Source organism: Amycolatopsis sp. NPDC104775 (assembly GCF_055583325.1).
Genome location: NZ_JBVJOE010000017.1, coordinates 55,925 through 73,769, shown reverse-complemented (window position 1 = coordinate 73,769; position 17,845 = coordinate 55,925). Strand labels below are relative to the sequence as shown.

The window sequence follows — 17,845 nt, the reverse complement described above, 5'->3', positions numbered from 1 at the left end:
GAGATCACGATCGGCCGGGCCGCAAAGGGGCACGGTTTCCGGAAAAAGATCCTGGTTCGACCCGCGGGGGTTGGGGGGTGGACCGAGGCGTGGGGTTCAGACCTCCCGGGAGGTCTGAACCTCACCGGCGCGCCCGCGCCGAAGCGCGGGCCTCCCCACTCTGTCCGTACCCCGAGGGGCGCCTGAGAGTTTCACCCGCGTGGATACGCGGGCTTGCACCGTCGGCGGCACCGGCTGGTGGTCTCCTGCCGATGCGCTTTCCAGAGGCGTCTCGTCCGCGCGGTCCAGGGTGCCTGAGAGGTTCCGGGGAGGACTTGCTCCTTCGGCGCCGGTCCGGGGATGCCGGTCCGGTCTCTCCCGCGCGGGTTCGTCGATCGCGCGCCCAGTCTAGCGCGGAGGAAGATCAGCCGGTGCGGCGGGCGTTGCGGCGCTGCGTCAGCTCGTCCGGCACGACGGCCTCGACCAGCCCGCCGTCGGCGCGTTCGGCCGGGAACTCGTGGATCGTGCCGCTGATCTCCTGCATCGCGCCGCTGACCGCGATGCCGAACACGCCCTGCCCGCCCTGGAGCAGATCCACGATCTCCTCCGGCGAGGTGCATTCGTACACCGTGGTGCCGTCGGAGAACAGCGTGACCTTCGCCAGGTCCCGCACCCCGCGCACGCGCAGGTGGTCCACCGCGACGCGGATGTTCTGCAGCGAGACCCCGGTGTCCAGCAGGCGCTTCACGACCTTGAGGACCAGGATGTCCTTGAACGAGTAGAGCCGCTGCGACCCCGAACCGTGCGCCGTCCGGATGCTGGGCGCGACCAGCTTCGTGCGCGCCCAGTAGTCCAGCTGGCGGTAGGTGATCCCGGCGATCTGGCAGGCCGCGGGACCGCGGTAGCCGACCAGCTCGTCGGGCAGCGAGGCGTCGGGGAACAGCTCGCCCTGCTCGCCGTCGGCGACAGGTCCGGCGGGTATCTCCGGACGACTAGCCTCGACCACCGCAAGCCTCCCCTCGCCCGGCCTCGCGGCGGGGCGTTCGACAGGCCGGTCGAGCCCAGGATCGGGATCGGCCGGGGAAAACTGCCACGAGCGCGCCGGGTCGGCGAATCACATCGTGGCGATTTACCGCCTTTGACGGTAAGGCTGCGCCGCGAGCCGGTCAACGCGACGCGCGGCGGACCTCGATCCCGTGTCGAGGCTTTGGCCCGTTCGCCGTACGGGATTGACGATTTTTACTCAGCCGAGTAACTTATTACTCATGCAAGTAAACGTCGACACGCAAGCCGAACTCGGCCTCAGCGTCACCGAGGCCACCACCCGGGCGCAGATCATCGGCGCGACCATCGCCACGATCGCCGACCACGGGTACGCGCGCACCACCTTCGCGCGCATCAAGGAACGGGCCGGGCTCAGCAGCACCCGGCTGATCTCGTACCACTTCACCAACAAGGCCGGCCTCATGCAGGCGGTGCTGAGCACGGTGTCCGAGACCAAATCGGAATACCTGCGCAAGCGCAGCGAGGGCGTCGACCCGGCGGACCGGCCGGGGAACCTGCGCGCGTACATCGAGACGTCTGTCGCTTTCCTGCGCGATTACCCGCAATGCGAGCGGGTTCTGGTCGAGATGGCCGCGCACGCCGACGACCGCGACGGCTGGGCGATGACCGGCGTCATGGTCGGGCAGCTGCGCACCGGCGCGCTGCAGCGGCAGCTCGAACAGGGCCGTAAAGAAGGAGCGTTCGGCGACATCTCGCCGGAGATCGTGGCGCTGTCGATCGCGCAGGCCATCGACGGCGTCGCGGCCGCGTACGCCGCCGACCCGGGAGTGGACCTGGACCGCTACGGCCGGGAGCTGGCCGACCTGTTCGCCCGCGCCACCGCGCGGTGAGGGCGCTCCCCGGCGGGGAAACCGCTGGGGATCAGGTGTCGGCGCCGCGGAAGTCTTCCGGGGACACGGAGTCGAGGAACTCGCGGAACTTCTCGACCTCGTCCTCCTGCTCGTCCGGGATGATCAGCCCGGCTTCCTCGAGCACCGCGTCGACCGCGTGGATCGGGACCCCGATCCGCAGCGCCAGCGCGACCGAATCGCTCGGCCGGGCCGAGACCCGGATGTCGCCGTCGAAGACCAGCTCGGCGAAGAACGTGCCTTCCTTGAGGTCGGTGATCACGACCTGCTCGAGCTCGCGCCCGAGTGCGCCGATGACCTCTTTGAGCAGGTCGTGGGTCAGCGGCCGGGCGGGCCGGACGCCTTGCTGTTCCAGGGCGATCGCGGTGGCTTCGACCGAGCCGATCCAGATCGGCAGGTACCGCTCGCCCTCGGTCTCCCGCAGCAACAAGATCGGCTGATTGGCAGGCAGTTCGACCCGCACGCCGACGACGCGCATCTCGCTCATCGGGCTTCGCCTCCCTCTCGTGCACACGGGCCGCAGCGCTCGCGACGGCTGACGACCGTTGTCTCCGACGCTACCCGTCATCCGGGCGCTGTGCTCGCTCGCAGCGGACTTTCTCGGTTCGTGGTGGTGCGAACCGTCTCTCACGGTACGGCATCGCGCCGCTGAGGTTCAGTCATTGACAAGTAACGGAAAACGCGCCTCGGGCCCGCGGGGTCAGTCGCCGGCGACGCCGCGGATGCCTGCCTTGACGAGCAGGGTGTGCAGCGTGACCGACAACGCGGCCAGCTCGCGCACCACCTCGTCCGCGCGCGCCTTCGCGTCCGCGTCACGATGCCGGTACGCCGGGGTCACGATCTGCTCCAGCAGCCCGACCTCGCGGTCGGCCGCGGCGCGGAACGCGCGCAGATGCCGGGGTTCGAGGCCGAACTCGGTCATCGCCTTGACGGTGCGCGCGATCAGCACCGATTCCGGGCCGAAAAAACCCGCCGCGCCAGGGCGCAGCAGGCCGTACTGGCACAGCTCGGCCAGCGTCGCGTCGTCGATGCCCGCTTGCTCCAGCAGGTCTTCCTGGGTGAGCCGGGTGTCCGGCCCGGTCTCGAAGTCCGCCGCCGCGGGCAGTCCCGCCGGATCGCTCCCGTCGCCGAGCGGCACGAGCCGCCGCGGCAGCTGGGGAGCCGACGGGACCGGCACGGGCGGTTGCGCGCCCGCGTCGGCCGCGTCGAGCTGCTCCTTGATGACCTTCAGCGGGAGGTAGTGGTCGCGCTGCGCGGACAGCACGTACCGCAGGCGTTCCACGTCCGCCGGCGAGAACTGCCGGTACCCCGAGGGCGTGCGGCCCGGGCGGACCAGGCCTTCCGCCTCCAGGAAACGGATCTTGGAAATCGTGACATCGGGAAAGTCCCCGCGCAGCTGCGCGAGCACCGCCCCGATGCTCAACCCGTCCCGCCGGGCCTCCTGACGACCGGGCTGCCCGGCCGCCGTCACTGCGCCCCCTGGCCCCCGTGCCCCGGGCCGGTCAGGAAGACCAGGCGGAACTTGCCGATCTGCACCTCGTCGCCGCCGGCGAGGACGGCCTGGTCGACCGGCTCGCGGTTGACGTAGGTGCCGTTCAGGCTGCCGACGTCGATCACGACGAACTCCCCGCCCTCGCGCCGGAATTCCGCGTGGCGGCGGGAAACCGTGACGTCGTCGAGGAAGATGTCGCTGTCGGGGTGCCGTCCCGCGCTGGTGGTGTCGCGGTCGAGCAGGAAGCGCGAGCCCGCGTTGGGGCCGCGCTTGACGACCAGCAGGGCGGAACCCGGCGGCAGGGCGTCGACGCCCTGCACCGGTGCCTCGGCGGCCGGCGCGGACTCCTGCTGGCCTTCCATGTCGGCCAGGAAATCGGCCCGGAAGACAGAGGTCCGCTCCGGAGACTGCTCCGGGGGAACGCCGGGCCCGTCGTTCGTGCTCACCTGAGCTCTCCTCTACGCATGAAGTGTTGTTATCGACCAAGAACGTGCAGCTGTCAACGTACCGTGCCCGACCGGCCCGGAACCCTCGGGCTCCCCTTGAGGCTCCGGGCGCCGGGCCGGGCGGCTCAGCCCTTGATGAGCGCCTGGTACGCCTCGGCCTCGAGCAGCGCTTCGAGACCGGCCGGGTCGTCGAGCCGGATCTCCACGAGCCAGCCCTCGCCGTAGGGGTCGGAGTTGATGAGCTCCGGCGAATCGGCGACCGCCGGGTTGACCGCCACGATCTCGCCGTCGACCGGCGCGAACAGCTCCGAGACGCTCTTCGTGGACTCCACCTCGCCGAACGGGTCGCCCGCCCCGACCTGCTTGCCGACCTCGGGCAGGTCGACGAACACGACGTCGCCGAGCTGGTCCTGCGCGTATTCGGTGATGCCCACCCGCACGAGCGAACCCTCGCGGGTCGCGACCCACTCGTGTTCCTCGGTGTAGCGCAGTTCTTCCGGAGTGGTCAACGCCGCTCCCCTTCCTGGTGCTGGCTGTGCTCGCGATGGTGCCGACAATCTTCCATCACCGGGTGCGCAGCGCGCGAGCCGCCTGCACGACGTAGAGCGCGCCGGACCAGACATACAGGACGCCGCCCCACACCATGAACGCGTAGGCGATCGGCCGGGCGACCGCGGCGACGTCCGAGCCGCCCTGCGTGAGCAGCAGGAACGGGAAGGCGTACATGAGGACGAAGGTCGCGCCCTTGCCGATGTAGGTGACCTCGGGCGGCGCGAACCCGCCGCGGCGCAGCAGCACCACGCAGACGCCGAGCACCAGCTCGCGCAGCACCAGCGGGACGACGACCCACCACGGGATGATGTCGCGGATCAGGAAGGCGACGAGCGTGGCGAGGATGTAGAGCCGGTCCGCCGCGGGGTCGAGCAGCTGCCCGAGCCGCGACATCTGGTCCAGCCAGCGGGCGAGCTTCCCGTCGAGCCAGTCGGTGAGCGCGGAGAAGATCAGCAGGGCGAGCGCCCAGCCGTCCTCTTTCGGGCCGAGCAGCAGCCAGAGGAACACCGGCACGCCCGCCAGCCGCAGCAGCGACAGCAGGTTGGGAACGTTGAGCGCCTGCCGCCACAGGGAGGGCTCGGTCTGGGGCTCGTCGGGGACCGTGGTCACGCGGTCAGCCTAGAGCGGGCCGGGGCGCGGGGTTTCTTCCGGCGGGGGAAGTGCGGGGTTCGGCCTATTTCGGGGCGGGGCTTCGGGGCGCGGGCTGCTGGCTGATCTCGGGGAAGCAGCTCCGCACCGCCGCTGCCGGAAAACCTGCTGGGGCACACTGAGCGGCGGCGAGGGTCGCGCGGCGGACCCGGCCGGTGCGGCGCTCGAACGATTTCGGCGGCGACCCGGCATGAGAGTGCTCGGCCGCTTCCCTCGGGCTGGCCGGTTCCGCCCCGCCGCGCAGCGACGGCGTGTGGTGGTCAGACGGACCGGGCACAGCCGGTGCGGCGTTGGAACGATTCTCTCTGCAGCAGACCGCCATCGGATCGCTGCAACCGCCCGCCGCGGCATGACCGGATCAACGGCCAGGGACACCCGGCGGTCCTGTGCGGTGCGGGACGATTCCCTCCAGCGGACCGGCATCGGACCGCCGCAGCCACCCGCCGCAGCGGCCCCGGATCGACGGCCGGGGACACCCGCGGACCAGGCAAAGCGGTGCGGTGCTGGAACGATTCCGTCGGCAGCGGCCAGCCATCGGATCTCTGCCCCGCCTGCCTCAGCGCGAACGGCTCGGCCGCGGGATGAATCGGTGCGAGGCCGGGAAATCCGGCCGGTTCCCGGATCCGCCGGGCGGCGGCCGGGACCCCTCCCCGGTTCCGGCCGCCGTCCGGCGGAAGTCTCAGCGGGAGCGGCGCCTGCTGGCCGCCCGGCGGTGGCTCCAGCCGCGCCGCCGCAGCTGCGCGGTGCTCAGCGTTTCCGGGCGGCCGCGGCCGTCGGTGCCCACCCAGCGCGGGGCGACCGCGCCGGCTTCGAGGACGTAGGGGCGGCCGCCGCACCACACCACGCTGCAGGGTTCGGTCGGGGGATCGGTCGGGGCGTCGGTTTCGGCCGCGGGGGCGGTTTCGGTGCTCATGCTCTCGGTGACTCGTGCTCTCTGGCGTCGGGCTTCGGGGACCTGGAACGCGCGGGGCGCCTGCCTTGTACGTCGGCGCGGGACCGCCGAGCGTTAACCGCCGCGGAGCGGATTCCTCCGAACGATATGTCCGGCGATGCGGATTTCCCGTTCCGGAACCGGTAAACCGACCGTCCACAGTAGACCGACTTGGGTCCGCTCCGGTGTGTCGGTGCCGCTCAGCGGGGGCGCGAGGGGACAGAATGGGCGCGACCCCGGAGAAAGGATCGCGGTGCGCCCCTCGAAAACCGTGTACGGGCCGCTGTGCGCGGCTGTGGTGGTTTTGCCCGCGCTGACCGCCTGTTCGGGGGATCAAGCGCCACCAGCGGCCGCCTCGTCGGCGCCCTCCGCGATCGCCTCGGCCGCGCCGAGCACGCACGCTCCCCCGCCGCTGCCGCAGACCGCGGGCGCGAGCAGCCCGCCCGCCCCGCCGAGCAGCAGTGCGGCCGCGCCGAAGCCGTCGAAGCAGGCTCCGCCGTCCACTCCGGGCACGTGCGGCACCGTCACCGCGGCGAGCGGCGTGACGTTGTACGTGTACGACAACAAGGCCATCCCCTGCGCGGACGCGATGGCGCTGGTCAAGAAGTTCCACCAGGCGATCAACGGCCGCCAGGCCGCGGGCTCGAACAACCCGGTCAACGCGACCGTCGACGGCTGGCTGTGCGTTTCCGGCCCGCCCGCCGCGCAAGGCGGCACCACGTGCAGCAAGGGCGAGCAGACCGTGCTGGCCGCGGTGGTCCCGGCCGAATAAGACCGGCGCCACCGCGGCGGCTCAGGACTTGAGGTCCGGGAAGTCGTCCTCGCGGAACTCGCCCTCGGGCCGTTCGCCGCCTTCCCGGCCGCGCAGTTCGACCCGGCGGATCTTGCCCGAGATGGTCTTCGGCAGCTCCGCGAACTCCAGCCGCCGGATCCGCTTGTACGGCGCGAGGTGCTCCCGCGCGTAGGCGAGGATCGCCCGCGCGGTCTCCGCGGTCGGCTCGCGCCCGGAAGCGAGCACGACGTACGCCTTGGGCACCGCCAGCCGGATCGGGTCCGGCGCGGGCACCACGGCCGCCTCGGCGACCGCTTCGTGCTCCAGCAGGACGCTTTCCAGCTCGAACGGCGAGATCCGGTAGTCCGACGCCTTGAAGACGTCGTCGGTCCGGCCGACGTAGGTGATGTAGCCGCGTTCGTCGACCGAGCCGACGTCTCCGGTGTGGTAGTAGCCGTTCGCGAACGCGGCCGAGGTGCGCTCGTCGTCGTCCGCGTAGCCCGCCATCAGGCCGACCGGTCGGTGCGCGAGGTCGAGGCAGATCTCGCCCTCGGTGGCGCGCTCGCCGGTCACCGGGTCGACCAGCGCGACCGTGAAGCCGGGCAGCGGGCGGCCCATCGAACCGGCCACGACGTCCTGGCCCGGCGTGTTCGCGACCTGGACGCTGGTTTCGGTCTGCCCGAAGCCGTCCCGGATGGTGACGCCCCAGGCCTTCTCGACCTGCTCGATCACCTCGGGGTTGAGCGGCTCCCCCGCGCCGACGACCTTCTTCGGCGGCGTCCGCAGCGCGCTGAGGTCGGCCTGGATGAGCATCCGCCACACCGTCGGCGGCGCGCAGAAGCTGGTGACGCCGCACCGGTCCATCTGCGCCATCAGGGCGGCCGCGTCGAACCGCGTGTAGTTGTACAGGAACACCGTCGCTTCGGCGTTCCACGGCGCGAAGAAGTTGCTCCACGCGTGCTTGGCCCAGCCCGGCGACGAGATGTTGAGGTGGACGTCGCCGGGCTCCAGCCCGATCCAGTACATTGTGGACAGATGGCCGACCGGATACGAAACATGCGTGTGCTGCACGAGTTTCGGCTTCGCGGTGGTGCCCGAGGTGAAGTACAGCAGCAGCGGGTCCTCGGCGCGGGTGACGCCGTCCGGGGTGAATTCGGCAGCCGAGGCGTATGCGGTTTCGAAAGCGTGCCAACCGGAAACCGGTTCGCCGACCGCGATCCGCGTGTAGCCGCCCGCGACGTCGGCGAACTTCTCCGTGTCCGCGGCGCGCACGATGACGTGTTTCGCGTTGCCGCGCTCGACCCGGTCCGCCAGGTCGGCCGGGCCGAGCAGCGTGGACGCCGGGATCACGACGGCGCCGAGCTTGATCGCCGCGAGGATGGTCTCCCACAGCTCGCCCTGGTTGCCGAGCATGACGATCACCCGGTCGCCGCGCGAGACGCCGAGGCCGCGCAGCCAGTTCGCGACCTGGTTGGACCGGGCCGACATCTCCGGGAACGTCCAGCGGTTCTCGGCGCCGTCCTCTTCGACGATCCACAGCGCGTGCCGCTGCGCGTTCGCGGGGTCCGCCGCGATGGTGTCGAACCAGTCCAGCGCCCAGTTGAACTCGTCCAGCCGCGGCCACGCGAACTCGCGGTAGGCGGTCTCGTAGTCCTCGCGATGGGCCTGCAGATAGTCCCGCGCCGCGCGGAACGCCTGGTAGCCGGTGACCTCAGCGCCGTTGCTCACGTCGTGCTCCTCGTGCTCGCTTCCCGTGCCTGTTCTACTCGCCCTTGAATTCCGGCGCTCGTCGCTCCAGGAAAGCCTGCACGGCTTCCTGGAGGTCCTTGCTCGGCAGGAACGCGGAGTTCCACGCGGCGACGTAGCGCAGGCCTTCGGCGACCTGGCGTTCGGTGTTGGCCGACAGCACCTGCTTGGTGCCCTGCACGACCAGCGGCGGGTTGGCGGCGATCTCCGCGGCCAGTTCGCGGGCCTTGGCCAGCAGCGTCTCCTGGTCCGGGTATACGTCGTTGACCAGGCCGATCTTCTCCGCCCGCGCGGCGTCGACGTCCTTGCCGGTCAAGGCGAGCTCGCGGACGTGGCCCTCGCCGATGATCGGCGCGAGCCGCTGCAGGCTGCCGATGTCGGCCACGATGGCGACCTTCACCTCGCGGACGCTGAACTTGGCGTCCTCGCTGGCCAGCCGGACGTCGGCGGCGGTGATGACGTCCACGCCGCCGCCGATGCACCAGCCGGACACGGCGGCGACCACCGGCTTGCGGCATTCGGCGATCGAGCTGACCGCCTGCTGCAGCCGCTGGACCTCGCGGTGGAACTCGGTGCGCGGCCCGGCCAGCGCGTCGCCGGCCAGCAGCGGCGCCCAGCTGCCCATCATCGCGGGGAGGTCGAGGCCGTAGGAGAAATGCTTGCCGCTTCCGGTCAGGACGACGGCGCGCACGCGCGGGTCGGCGTCGAGGGCGGCGAACGCCTGCGGCAGCTCGCGCCAGAAGTCGGGGCCCATCGCGTTCCCCTTGCCCGGGCCGAGCAGGGTCACCTCGGCGACCGGGCCGTCGAGGGCGACGCGGAGCGAGACGAGTTCGGGAAGGGCGGCTACTGGTTCGGTCATGCGGTCATCTTGACTCATCCCGCCGACCCCAGCTCATCCGGTTGACACTGTGCCAACGCGGCTGCGGGATGCTTTCCTGGAGACCCGAGGTGGAGAGGGAGGCGCCCGTATGGAACCGGCACCCGTGCCCGTCGCCGACGCCCCGCCGGCGGAACCCGCGGCGGCCCGCAGGACCCGGCCGATCGAGCTGTCCGGCTCGTTCCGGCACGAGGGTCAGCGCCTGTGCTACACCGAATACGGCAGCGGCGACCGCGTCGTGGTGCTGATGCACGGGATCATGCTCACCCGCCGGATGCACGCGCCGCTGGCCCGGCGGCTCGCCCGCGCGGGGTTCCGCGTGGTGACCCTCGACCTGCTCGGCCACGGCGATTCGGACCGGCCGACGCAGTCGTGGCGGTATTCGATGCCCGCGTTCGGCGAGCAGGCCGTCGCGCTGCTCGACCATCTGGAGATCCCGGACGCGGTGGTCGGCGGCACCTCGCTGGGCGCGAACGTGGCGCTGGAGGTGGCTGTCGCCGCGCCCTCCCGAGCGCGCGGGCTGATAGTCGAGATGCCGGTGCTGGACAACGCGATAATCGCCGGGCTGCTGACGTTCGCACCGCTGCTGTTCGCCGCGCGTTTCGTGCCCGTGACGGTCCGCGGGGTGGCGATGGCGGCGCATCTGGTGCCGCACGGGAACCAGTGGGTGGACGTCGTCACGGACACGCTGAGCCAGGAACCGGCGCCGATGGCCGCCCTGCTGCACGGCGTGCTGTTCGGCCGGATCGCCCCGCCCAAGTCGGTGCGGGGCGCGATCACGGCGCCGACGCTGGTGATCGGGCACGAGGGCGACCCGATCCACCCGTTCGGGGACGCCGGCAGCCTGGCCGAGGACCTGCCGAACGCCGAGTTCGTGCAGGCGCGCAGCCCGGTCGAGCTGCGGTTCGACCCGAAACGGCTGACCGCGGCGATCCGGGACTTCGCCTTCCGCCGCTATCCCGCCTGATCCCCCACCCGACCTGCGGCCGTCCGTACCGGGTCAGGCGGGGTCGGCGTCCGGAAAGTCTGGTGGCGCCTGCAGGTCGTGCGCGCGGAACAGCACGGCGTGCTCGACGCCCATCGCCTTGCCGCTCATCGCGGCGAACTGCGGGAGGAAGTCGGCGGGCGCGGGGTGGTCCGAGAGCGCGGCGAGGTAGGCGGCGTGTGCCTCCAGCGACGCGACACCGCGCCGCAACGGCTCCCCCGTCACGTCGACGCCATGCGTCGCGCCCGAGCCGGGAAGCCCCGGCACCAGGTACCAGCGCGCCGAATGCGGGGTCAGGCCCTCGTCGTCGATCTGCTCCGGGAAGACCCACCGGTTGCCCGCGTCGCGGATCGCGTCCAGTGTCGAGAGCCCGGCGGCGCGGTGGTCGGCCTGGTCGAAGCCGTAGGGCGTTTCGACGTCGAATCCGCAGCCGAGCACGACGTCGGGCTGGAAGCGGCGGATCTCGCGGCAGATGTCGCGGCGCAGGTCGAGGCCGTAGACGAGCACGCCGTCCGGGTGCTCGAGGATGGTCAGGTGCTCGACGCCGACCGCGGCGCAAGCGTTCCGCTGCTCGGCGACGCGCAGCCGCGCCGTCTCCTCGGGCGGATTCGGCATGCCTGCCTCGCCGCGGGTGAGCAGCAGGTACCCGACCTCGACGCCGCGCGCGGTCCAGCGCGCGACGGCCGCGGAAGTGCCGTACTCCATGTCGTCCGGGTGCGCGACGACGCAGAGCACGCGCTGGAAGGACTCCTCGGGCAAGGCAGGCAGGGTCATGCCGGACATCTTCGCGCGGCGAGGGCGCGCTATCCGGCCTCATTCCGGTCAAGTCCGGCGACCGGGCCGAACACGATCACCGCGGGCGGGCGCACTCCCGCCGCGGCCGCGTCCTCGGCCGCCGAGGCGAGCGTGGTCCGCAGCACGCGCTGGGTCCGCATCGTCCCGTCCTCGATCACCGCGACCGGCGTGTCGCCCGGGCGGCCGCCTTCGAGCAGGGCGGCGGCGAACTTCGGCAGCCGTTCGACGCCCATCATCAGCACGATCGTGCCGCGCATCCGGGCCAGCAGCGACCAGTCCACGAGCGACCGCTCGTCCCCCGGCGCGACGTGCCCGGACACCACGACCACCTCGTGCGCGACGCCTCGGTGCGTCACCGGGACGTCCGCCACCGCGGGCGCCGCGAACGCCGAGGTGATGCCCGGGACCATGGTCACCGGCACACCGGCCTCGGCGCACGCCTGGACCTCTTCGAAGCCGCGGCCGAAGAGGTACGGGTCGCCGCCCTTGAGCCGGACGACGAACTTGCCTTCCTTCGCCTTCTCGATCAGCGTGCGGTTGATCACGTCCTGGCTCGCCGCGCGGCCGTACGGGATCTTCGCCGCGTCGACGACCTCGACCTCCGGGGCGAGTTCGTCCAGCAGGTCGCGCGGGCCGAGCCGGTCGACGACCACGACGTCGGCGCGGGACAGCAGCCGCCGGGCGCGGACGGTGATCAGGTCCGGGTCGCCGGGCCCGCCGCCGACCAGCGCGACGCCGGGCAGCGTGCCTTCCGGATGCGGCTGGCGGCCGTCCTCGATCGTGCCCGCGTGCAGGCCGTCCAGCATCGAATCGCGGACCGCGGCCGAGCGGAGCGGCTCGCCGCCGGACAGGACGCCGAACAGGAGGCCGCCGTGCCGTCCGGTCGCCGGGGTCACCGCCGAGCCGGATTCGCCCTCGTCGGCGCGGACGCAGAAAACGCGTTCCCGCTCCGCTTCGGCGCAGATCGCGGCGTTGGTCTCCGGGTCGTTGGTGCAGGCCAGCCCGTACCAAGCCGCGCGCAGATCGCCCTCGGCGTAGCGGCGCTGATGCCAGACCAGTTCGCCCGCGTCCGCCATGCCCTGCACCGACGGCGTCGTGTGCGGCGACACCAGTTCGACGCGGGCGCCCGCGCTGATCAGCCGGGGCAGCCGCCGCTGGGCGACGGAACCGCCGCCGAACACCACGACGCGGCGGCCGGTCAGGTTCAGGCCGGAAAGGTAGTGCGGGTCGTCCATGCGCGGAAGCATATGGGCGAGGGGCGGACTCGCGCGGCGAGCGTGGGTCATGCCACGCCCGGGTGCGGCTTAGGCCGCCGGGGCTAACGACCCGGGAAAAACACCTCGGCTGTCCGCACCCAAATCCGGCCCCGCGGGAGTAATCCGCGATTCGGGCGTAACCACCGGCGCGTCCGGGAGCGACTGCTGGGCACACACCGGAACGCATGGGGAGGCATCATGACCAGGACCAGTGCGACCAGGCGAAGACGCGCGGGCGCGGTGGCGGCGGCGCTGCTCGTGTTCGCCGCCGCGACCGCCGGAACCGCGCAGGCCGACCCGGCCGCGCCGATCGATCTCGCTCCGCTGCCCGGGGACGACCAGAGCCTGGCGCTGGCGGTCAACGAGTCCGGAGTGACCGTCGGCACGTCCTCGGCGGGCCGCGACCCGCGCCTCGACCACCCGGTTCGCTGGGACGCCGCCGGGCATCCGACGGCGCTGCCCACGCCGGGTGCGACGCAGGGGCAGGCACGAGCCGTCAACAGCCGCGGCGTCGCCGCGGGTTATGTGCTGACACCGACCGTCGCCATTCCGGCGCGCTGGGACGCCGCGGGCCACGCGACCTTGATGCCGCTCCCGCCCGGCTACCACAACGCGATGGGCGAGAAGATCAGCGACACCGGCGTCGTCGTCGGGGAATGGCTGACGCCGGGCGACCAGGAACACCCGTTCCGCTGGGACCCGGACGGCCGCGTCACCGACCTCGGCACGCTGCCCGGCGACACGTGGTGCGTCGCCACCGGCATCTCCGCCGACGGCACGATCATTTCCGGCCTGGACACCAACCCCACGAAGGCTCATTCGGTGCGCTGGGTGAACGGCGGGCCGATCACCGACCTGGCCCCGTCGGCGTGGGCGAGCGGGAGTACCACGATGAACCGCGACGGCATGATCGCCGGGCATCTGACGGACGTCCAGAACGGGACCTCCGCTCCGGTGACCTGGGACCGGAACGGGATGCTGCGCCGCCTGGACTGGCCGAGCCCCCACCCGAGCTGGCTCGCCCAGGTCGGCCCCACCGGGTACGTGACCGGCAGCGGTTATCTCTATCCGCCGGACCGGGATTCGGTGCTCTGGGATCCCGACGGCAACATCGACGTCATCGACGGCGACGTCGCGGGGGTCGACTCGAACGGCAACGCGGTGGGAGCTTCGCAGAACCGCGCGACCGTTTGGTACGCGAACGGGAACATCGCTCGGTTCGGACTCTTGCCTGGCGGCAGTTACAGCAAGGCGGAGTGGATTACCGACAGCGGCTATCTCGTCGGAAACGCGGACACCACGGGGTACAAATTGCACGCGGTGGCTTGGAAACTCCACTAGCACCGGATGCGGCTGGGCGGGTCTCGCGTCCGCCCAGCCGTGCGTTCCTGACCGCGGCCGTCCCGGATTTCCCTTGCCGCAGCGTCATTCCACGCGGAAAACCGGACCGCGCGGCACGAACGGCAGCCGAGCTCCGCGCGGAACCAGGAAAGCGTGTTCCCGCGACGGCCGGACGTGATCGCACTGGGCGTCGGTGATGATCAGGATCGGGCCGTCCGCCGGGAAGTCCGGGGCGCGGCGCAGCAGGTCGACGCCGGGCTGCAGCCGGGTGCCGCCGCGGCCGCGGACCTTCACCCGGCCCGCGATGTCTTCCACCGCAAGGTATCCAGCGTCGTAGGCGGCCGCGTCGCAGAACACCACCCGGGCGGCCGGGACGTCGCGGGCCCGCGCGTACGAGGCGATCGCGCCGAGCGCTTTGCCCAGCAGTTCCGCGTTCATCGAGCCGGACGTGTCCAGCACGACGCCGAAGGTCGCGCGGAACTCCAGCCGCTCCGGCCAGACGCGGCCCGGGCGCGGGATGTCCGGCGTCGCCGACTGGCGGCGCGACGCCCGCGCGAAGCTGCGCACCGGCTGCTCGGTCCGGACGTGCTCGTCGAACCACTGCGCCAGCTGCGCGTCCCACGGCAACGGCGGGTGGTCCAGCGCGCGGATCTCCTGTTCCAGCCCGAGCGGCACGAGGCCGCGGCCTTGTGCGTGGTGGTAGACCAAACCCTGGCTGAGCGCGCGGCGATAGAACTCGTCCAGATCGACGCCGCCGGTCCGGTCTCCGTCGCGCCACGGCAGCGGCTTCGGTTCCGCGCGGCGCGAGGAGCGGCGGGCAGCGGCTTCCGGTTCGGACAGCCAGTCTCCCAAAACGTCGCCCGCTTCACGGCCGCCCAGCGTGCGCAGCTTCCGGGCACGGCGGAGGTCAGTCGTCAGCGTGTCGTACACCGATTCCGCGGACAGCGCGGCGAGCTGCGGATCGTGCAGGCCGTCGCTCGGCAGCTCGCCGACGCCGAGGGCGACCAGCCAGCCGTTGATCACGTAGTCGCACGCGACGTTCCACAGGTACGGGTCGCGGCCGAGCGCGCGGCGGTCGTGCCGGAGCGCGGCGTGCAGCATTTCGTGGGCGAGCACGAACCGCCATTCCTCGGCGGTCAGCGCGGCGTTCGGGTTGACGTAGATCTCGCCGTGCTCGGCGTCGACCGCCGCGACCGAGATGTCCCAGGCCCGGACCACCTCGGGATCGACGACCAGGGTGAACCCGGCGGCCACCGCGCCGAGCAGCGGGAACGACGACGCGAACCAGCCCAGCGCGCGGTCCCACTCCCCCGGATGCCGCGCGAGCCGGACCTGGCCGCGTGCCTCGGCGGCCTGCTCCATCGCCTCGGTGGCCGAGGCGATCAAGCCACGTGCGAAGCGCTCAGTCCAGCGATCGGGCTTCCCGTAGTGCTGGACCTCCCACCGGTTCAGCGGTTCGGCGAGCGCCAGGCACGGCCGGTCGCCGCCGGTGCCGAGCGAGCGGAAGACTTCCGGCACGCCGGTCTCGCGCCAGGCGCGGGCGAGGGAAAGCTCGTCCGTGCCGGGAAGTTCGGGCAGGAGCGTCAGCGGCGTCCCGACCCGCACCGCCTCCGCGAACCGGTGCACCGCGACGCAGCACGCCGCGCTGTAGCTCGCGTCCACGCTCCGGTCGGCGGTGATGGCGTCCGCTTCGGCGAGCTGCCCTTCGTCCAGGTGGCCGAGGCCGAGGTGCAGCAGCAGATGCGCGAACACCCACGCCCATTCGGCGGGCTCGGCGTCGCGGGCGCGGTTGGGGGTGAGCACCCCGCGATCGGAGACGACTGCCCAGCTTTCCTTGCCGGGCAGGCTGAGCCGGTCCAGGCTCGCGCCCCGGGAAAGATGGTCCAGGACGGTGTTCGCGCGGACCAGCGCCCAGCCCGCCTCGATCGCCTTGGCGCGGCGTTCGCGAAGCCGCGCCTCGGTGTGGGCCCCGCTCATGCCCGGGCCGCCACCAGCCGCGGCAGGTCGCGCGCGGCTTCGACCAGGAACCAGGACGGCAGGCGCGGGTTGCCCGCCTCGTCGTCCGCGATCACCAGCTGCGCCATCTCCAGCGAGATCTCCGCCAGTTCGACCAGCAGGCTCTTCGCGCGGAACGCGAACTGCCGCACCGCCGCCGACGCGTGCCGCTTGTCCGCGGGAAGATCGCGGGCCAGCCGGACGCGGAACGTCTCGGCGAGGAAGTAGAGCAGGTCGCGCTCGTCCGGCTCGGCGGGCCAGCGCGCGTCGCCCTTGAGGATCGCTTCCAGATCGTAGGCGTGCCGGGCGACCTTGAGATAAGACCGGAACGCACCCGCGTGCTGCGGGGTGAGCGTGGCGTAGGCGAGCAGCCCGACCGTCTCGTCGTCGAGCGGGTCGCCTGCCGAGTGCAGCAGGTCGGACAGCATGTGCCAGGACCGCGGCGTGGAGAACGGTTCCTCGGTCTTCGGCGGCTGGCTCCACAGGTGGTCCGGACGCTGGGTCAGGTACTCGACCACCGCCGGGTGGATGTCGTTGCCCGCCGCCCAGGCGAGCCAGTCGGCCGCCGACGCGCGCAGGTGCAGGTGGACCAGCCGGTTCACCAGCGCTGACGCCATCGGCCGGGCCAGTGCCTGGTCAGTGGCGCGGTTTCCGGCGCCGATCACCACCGAGCCGGGCGGCAGTTCGTAGGAGCCGATCCGGCGGTCGAGGATCAGCGAGTAGAACGCCTTCTGCACGTCCGGCGAGGCGGCGTTCAGCTCGTCGAGGAACAGGCAGTACGGCTCGTCGCGGGCGATCTGCTCGGGCGGGCAGAACCGGCTGCGGCCGTCGGCGATCTGCGGCACGCCGATCAGATCCTCGGGCGCGAGCTGGGTGCCGAGCAGCGAAACGCACTCGAGGCCGAGCGCCGCCGCGAAGTCCCGGACCAGCGACGACTTCCCGATTCCGGGTGCGCCCCAGAGGAAAACCGGCCGGACGACGGCGGTGGCGAGCAGGATGTCGGGCAGCTGGGCGGGCGTGACGGTCAGCTGAGCGTGCACAACGTGGACCTCTCCGGTGTCGGGACATCCTGGTGCGGTGCCCGTTTCGTGCCGTTATGGTCGCGCGCCGGGCCAGCTGCCCGCATCCGGTTTTTCAGCTCCGCGCCGCGCTCGGGTACGGCAGCAGCGCCATCTCCCGGGCGTTCTTGATCGCGGTCGCCACCTGTTTCTGTTGCTGCGGCGTCAATCCGGTGACCCGGCGGGACCGGATCTTGCCGCGGTCGGAGATGAATTTCCGCAGCAGATCGACGTCTTTCCAGTCCACCCCGGTGATCCCGGCCGCGTGGAAGGGGTTCGGGCGGCGGCGCGGCGCGCGGTCCGGTTTCGGCATCGCGCTCACCAGCTCGACTTCGAAACGCCGGGCAGTTCCCCGTTGTGCGCCAGCTGCCGCATGCGCACCCGGGACAGCCCGAACTTCCGCAGGTAGCCGCGCGGACGGCCGTCGGCGGCGTCGCGGTTGCGGATTCGCGTGCGGCTGGCGTCGCGCGGCATCCGTTGCAGCGCGACGACCGCGTCCGCCTTGTCCTCAGGCGAGGCGGACGGCGACGCGATCACCGCTTTGAGCGCACGGCGGCGTTCCACGTACCGCGCGGCGATCACCTTCCGCTGCTCGTTCTTCGCGATTTTCGACTTTTTCGCCATCAGCGTTCTTCCTTGAATTCGACGTGCCTGCGCGCCACCGGGTCGTATTTGCGCAGCACCATCCGGTCCGGGTCGTTCCGGCGGTTCTTCTTGGTGACATACGTGTAGCCGGTGCCCGCGGTGGACCGCAGTTTGATGATCGGCCGGATGTCGGTGCTTTTCGCCATCTAGAGCTTCACTCCCTTCGCCGCGAGATCGGCGACCACCGCGTCGATCCCGCGTTTGTCGATTGTTTTCATGCCCTTCGCCGACACCTTGAGCCGCACGGTGCGGCCGAGGCTCGGCACGTAGTAGCGGCGCGTCTGCAGGTTCGGCTCCCAGCGCCGCGACGTGCGGCGGTGCGAATGCGAGACCTGCTTGCCGTAGCCCGGCTTGCGGCCGGTGACCTGGCACACGGCTGACACGGACCCTCCCAAGTTGATAGTGACATTCATG

At 71.6% G+C, this 17,845-nt stretch carries 22 protein-coding genes and 1 riboswitch; of the genes, 4 read left to right on the top strand and 18 right to left on the bottom strand.

The window, feature by feature from the left end; genetic code table 11:
• Positions 1–270: 270 nt before the first annotated feature.
• A riboswitch (glycine riboswitch) is annotated at positions 271–370 on the bottom strand.
• A 33-nt stretch (positions 371–403) separates the two neighbouring features.
• Positions 404–985 carry a MerR family transcriptional regulator gene (locus tag ACZ63D_RS41025; protein ID WP_465359730.1) on the bottom strand — a complete coding sequence of 194 codons (582 nt, stop codon included), beginning with the start codon at positions 983–985 and terminating at the stop codon, positions 404–406.
• A gap of 259 nt (positions 986–1,244) precedes the next feature.
• Between ACZ63D_RS41025 and ACZ63D_RS41020 the strand changes: the two genes are divergently transcribed.
• Positions 1,245–1,874 carry a TetR/AcrR family transcriptional regulator gene (locus ACZ63D_RS41020; protein WP_465359729.1) on the top strand — a complete coding sequence of 210 codons (630 nt, stop codon included), beginning with the start codon at positions 1,245–1,247 and terminating at the stop codon, positions 1,872–1,874.
• A 31-nt stretch (positions 1,875–1,905) separates the two neighbouring features.
• Here the strand turns inward: ACZ63D_RS41020 and ACZ63D_RS41015 are convergent, their stop codons facing one another.
• The 7 genes from ACZ63D_RS41015 to ACZ63D_RS40985 form a co-directional block, all read right to left on the bottom strand.
• The gene (locus ACZ63D_RS41015) at positions 1,906–2,379 is read right to left on the bottom strand and encodes a bifunctional nuclease family protein (protein WP_009078856.1); all 474 of its coding nucleotides are present in this window, start codon (positions 2,377–2,379) and stop codon (positions 1,906–1,908) included.
• 213 nt (positions 2,380–2,592) lie between these two features.
• Positions 2,593–3,363 (bottom strand): transcriptional regulator FtsR, encoded by a 771-nt coding sequence (gene ftsR / locus ACZ63D_RS41010; protein WP_465359728.1) that lies wholly within the window; start codon positions 3,361–3,363, stop codon positions 2,593–2,595.
• Positions 3,360–3,830: a glycogen accumulation regulator GarA gene (gene garA / locus ACZ63D_RS41005; RefSeq protein WP_009078859.1), complete on the bottom strand. Its 471-nt coding sequence runs from the start codon at positions 3,828–3,830 to the stop codon at positions 3,360–3,362. The genes ftsR and garA overlap by 4 nt, the downstream gene beginning before the upstream one ends.
• Positions 3,831–3,955: 125 nt before the next feature.
• Positions 3,956–4,339, bottom strand: coding sequence for a glycine cleavage system protein GcvH (gene gcvH / locus ACZ63D_RS41000; protein ID WP_452079475.1), 384 nt, complete (start codon positions 4,337–4,339; stop codon positions 3,956–3,958).
• Positions 4,340–4,394: 55 nt separating this feature from the next.
• Positions 4,395–4,991 (bottom strand): CDP-alcohol phosphatidyltransferase family protein, encoded by a 597-nt coding sequence (locus ACZ63D_RS40995; RefSeq protein ID WP_043834337.1) that lies wholly within the window; start codon positions 4,989–4,991, stop codon positions 4,395–4,397.
• Positions 4,992–5,709: 718 nt separating this feature from the next.
• Entirely contained in the window at positions 5,710–5,943 is a 234-nt protein-coding gene (locus ACZ63D_RS40990; protein ID WP_465359727.1) for a hypothetical protein, read from the bottom strand.
• Positions 5,944–6,294: 351 nt separating this feature from the next.
• Positions 6,295–6,525 carry a hypothetical protein gene (locus tag ACZ63D_RS40985; protein ID WP_465359726.1) on the bottom strand — a complete coding sequence of 77 codons (231 nt, stop codon included), beginning with the start codon at positions 6,523–6,525 and terminating at the stop codon, positions 6,295–6,297.
• Here ACZ63D_RS40985 and ACZ63D_RS40980 point away from each other — a divergent pair.
• Entirely contained in the window at positions 6,503–6,733 is a 231-nt protein-coding gene (locus tag ACZ63D_RS40980) for a hypothetical protein (protein ID WP_037714276.1), read from the top strand. The genes ACZ63D_RS40985 and ACZ63D_RS40980 overlap by 23 nt on opposite strands.
• A gap of 21 nt (positions 6,734–6,754) precedes the next feature.
• Here ACZ63D_RS40980 and ACZ63D_RS40975 read toward each other — a convergent pair whose 3' ends face one another.
• Both ACZ63D_RS40975 and ACZ63D_RS40970 read right to left on the bottom strand, forming a co-directional pair.
• On the bottom strand, positions 6,755–8,461 hold the full coding sequence (locus tag ACZ63D_RS40975) for an AMP-binding protein (protein ID WP_465359725.1): 1,707 nt from the start codon (positions 8,459–8,461) through the stop codon (positions 6,755–6,757).
• 34 nt (positions 8,462–8,495) lie between these two features.
• Entirely contained in the window at positions 8,496–9,338 is an 843-nt protein-coding gene (locus ACZ63D_RS40970; RefSeq protein WP_465359724.1) for a crotonase/enoyl-CoA hydratase family protein, read from the bottom strand.
• A gap of 109 nt (positions 9,339–9,447) precedes the next feature.
• Here ACZ63D_RS40970 and ACZ63D_RS40965 point away from each other — a divergent pair, with 109 nt between their 5' ends.
• Entirely contained in the window at positions 9,448–10,323 is an 876-nt protein-coding gene (locus tag ACZ63D_RS40965) for an alpha/beta fold hydrolase (RefSeq protein ID WP_465359723.1), read from the top strand.
• A gap of 33 nt (positions 10,324–10,356) precedes the next feature.
• On the opposite strand, the gene ACZ63D_RS40960 is transcribed toward ACZ63D_RS40965, so the two are convergent.
• Together ACZ63D_RS40960 and cobA are read right to left on the bottom strand one after the other, a co-directional pair.
• The gene (locus ACZ63D_RS40960) at positions 10,357–11,124 is read right to left on the bottom strand and encodes a PIG-L deacetylase family protein (protein WP_465359722.1); all 768 of its coding nucleotides are present in this window, start codon (positions 11,122–11,124) and stop codon (positions 10,357–10,359) included.
• Positions 11,125–11,144: 20 nt separating this feature from the next.
• Complete coding sequence (cobA, locus tag ACZ63D_RS40955) at positions 11,145–12,371, bottom strand: uroporphyrinogen-III C-methyltransferase (RefSeq protein WP_465359721.1); 1,227 nt, start codon at positions 12,369–12,371, stop codon at positions 11,145–11,147.
• 219 nt (positions 12,372–12,590) lie between these two features.
• Here cobA and ACZ63D_RS40950 point away from each other — a divergent pair, with 219 nt between their 5' ends.
• The gene (locus tag ACZ63D_RS40950; protein ID WP_465359720.1) at positions 12,591–13,733 is read left to right on the top strand and encodes an HAF repeat-containing protein; all 1,143 of its coding nucleotides are present in this window, start codon (positions 12,591–12,593) and stop codon (positions 13,731–13,733) included.
• A gap of 84 nt (positions 13,734–13,817) precedes the next feature.
• Here the strand turns inward: ACZ63D_RS40950 and ACZ63D_RS40945 are convergent, their stop codons facing one another.
• The 6 genes from ACZ63D_RS40945 to rpmB form a co-directional block, all read right to left on the bottom strand.
• Positions 13,818–15,710: a vWA domain-containing protein gene (locus ACZ63D_RS40945; RefSeq protein ID WP_465359719.1), complete on the bottom strand. Its 1,893-nt coding sequence runs from the start codon at positions 15,708–15,710 to the stop codon at positions 13,818–13,820.
• On the bottom strand, positions 15,707–16,768 hold the full coding sequence (locus tag ACZ63D_RS40940; RefSeq protein ID WP_465359718.1) for an AAA family ATPase: 1,062 nt from the start codon (positions 16,766–16,768) through the stop codon (positions 15,707–15,709). Before ACZ63D_RS40940 ends, ACZ63D_RS40945 begins: the two co-directional genes overlap by 4 nt.
• 94 nt (positions 16,769–16,862) lie before the next feature.
• Positions 16,863–17,108 (bottom strand): 30S ribosomal protein S18, encoded by a 246-nt coding sequence (gene rpsR / locus ACZ63D_RS40935; RefSeq protein WP_465359717.1) that lies wholly within the window; start codon positions 17,106–17,108, stop codon positions 16,863–16,865.
• The gene (gene rpsN, locus ACZ63D_RS40930; protein ID WP_465359716.1) at positions 17,105–17,410 is read right to left on the bottom strand and encodes a 30S ribosomal protein S14; all 306 of its coding nucleotides are present in this window, start codon (positions 17,408–17,410) and stop codon (positions 17,105–17,107) included. Before rpsN ends, rpsR begins: the two co-directional genes overlap by 4 nt.
• A complete protein-coding gene (gene rpmG / locus ACZ63D_RS40925) occupies positions 17,410–17,577 on the bottom strand; it encodes a 50S ribosomal protein L33 (RefSeq protein WP_465359715.1) in 168 nt (55 codons plus the stop codon). The genes rpsN and rpmG overlap by 1 nt, the downstream gene beginning before the upstream one ends.
• Positions 17,578–17,814 carry a 50S ribosomal protein L28 gene (rpmB, locus tag ACZ63D_RS40920; RefSeq protein ID WP_465359714.1) on the bottom strand — a complete coding sequence of 79 codons (237 nt, stop codon included), beginning with the start codon at positions 17,812–17,814 and terminating at the stop codon, positions 17,578–17,580.
• Positions 17,815–17,845 lie beyond the last annotated feature (31 nt).

Bases quoted from the DNA above. Each gene is read 5' to 3' on its own strand.
- ACZ63D_RS41020 (WP_465359729.1), top strand. From the start codon at position 1,245: ATGCAAGTAAACGTCGACACGCAAGCCGAACTCGGCCTCAGCGTCACC.
- ACZ63D_RS41015 (WP_009078856.1), bottom strand. From the start codon at position 2,379: ATGAGCGAGATGCGCGTCGTCGGCGTGCGGGTCGAACTGCCTGCCAAT.
- ACZ63D_RS40990 (WP_465359727.1), bottom strand. From the start codon at position 5,943: ATGAGCACCGAAACCGCCCCCGCGGCCGAAACCGACGCCCCGACCGAT.
- ACZ63D_RS40970 (WP_465359724.1), bottom strand. From the start codon at position 9,338: ATGACCGAACCAGTAGCCGCCCTTCCCGAACTCGTCTCGCTCCGCGTC.
- ACZ63D_RS40965 (WP_465359723.1), top strand. From the start codon at position 9,448: ATGGAACCGGCACCCGTGCCCGTCGCCGACGCCCCGCCGGCGGAACCC.
- ACZ63D_RS40960 (WP_465359722.1), bottom strand. From the start codon at position 11,124: ATGTCCGGCATGACCCTGCCTGCCTTGCCCGAGGAGTCCTTCCAGCGC.
- cobA (WP_465359721.1), bottom strand. From the start codon at position 12,371: ATGGACGACCCGCACTACCTTTCCGGCCTGAACCTGACCGGCCGCCGC.
- ACZ63D_RS40950 (WP_465359720.1), top strand. From the start codon at position 12,591: ATGACCAGGACCAGTGCGACCAGGCGAAGACGCGCGGGCGCGGTGGCG.
- ACZ63D_RS40945 (WP_465359719.1), bottom strand. From the start codon at position 15,710: ATGAGCGGGGCCCACACCGAGGCGCGGCTTCGCGAACGCCGCGCCAAG.
- rpsN (WP_465359716.1), bottom strand. From the start codon at position 17,410: ATGGCGAAAAAGTCGAAAATCGCGAAGAACGAGCAGCGGAAGGTGATC.
- rpmG (WP_465359715.1), bottom strand. From the start codon at position 17,577: ATGGCGAAAAGCACCGACATCCGGCCGATCATCAAACTGCGGTCCACC.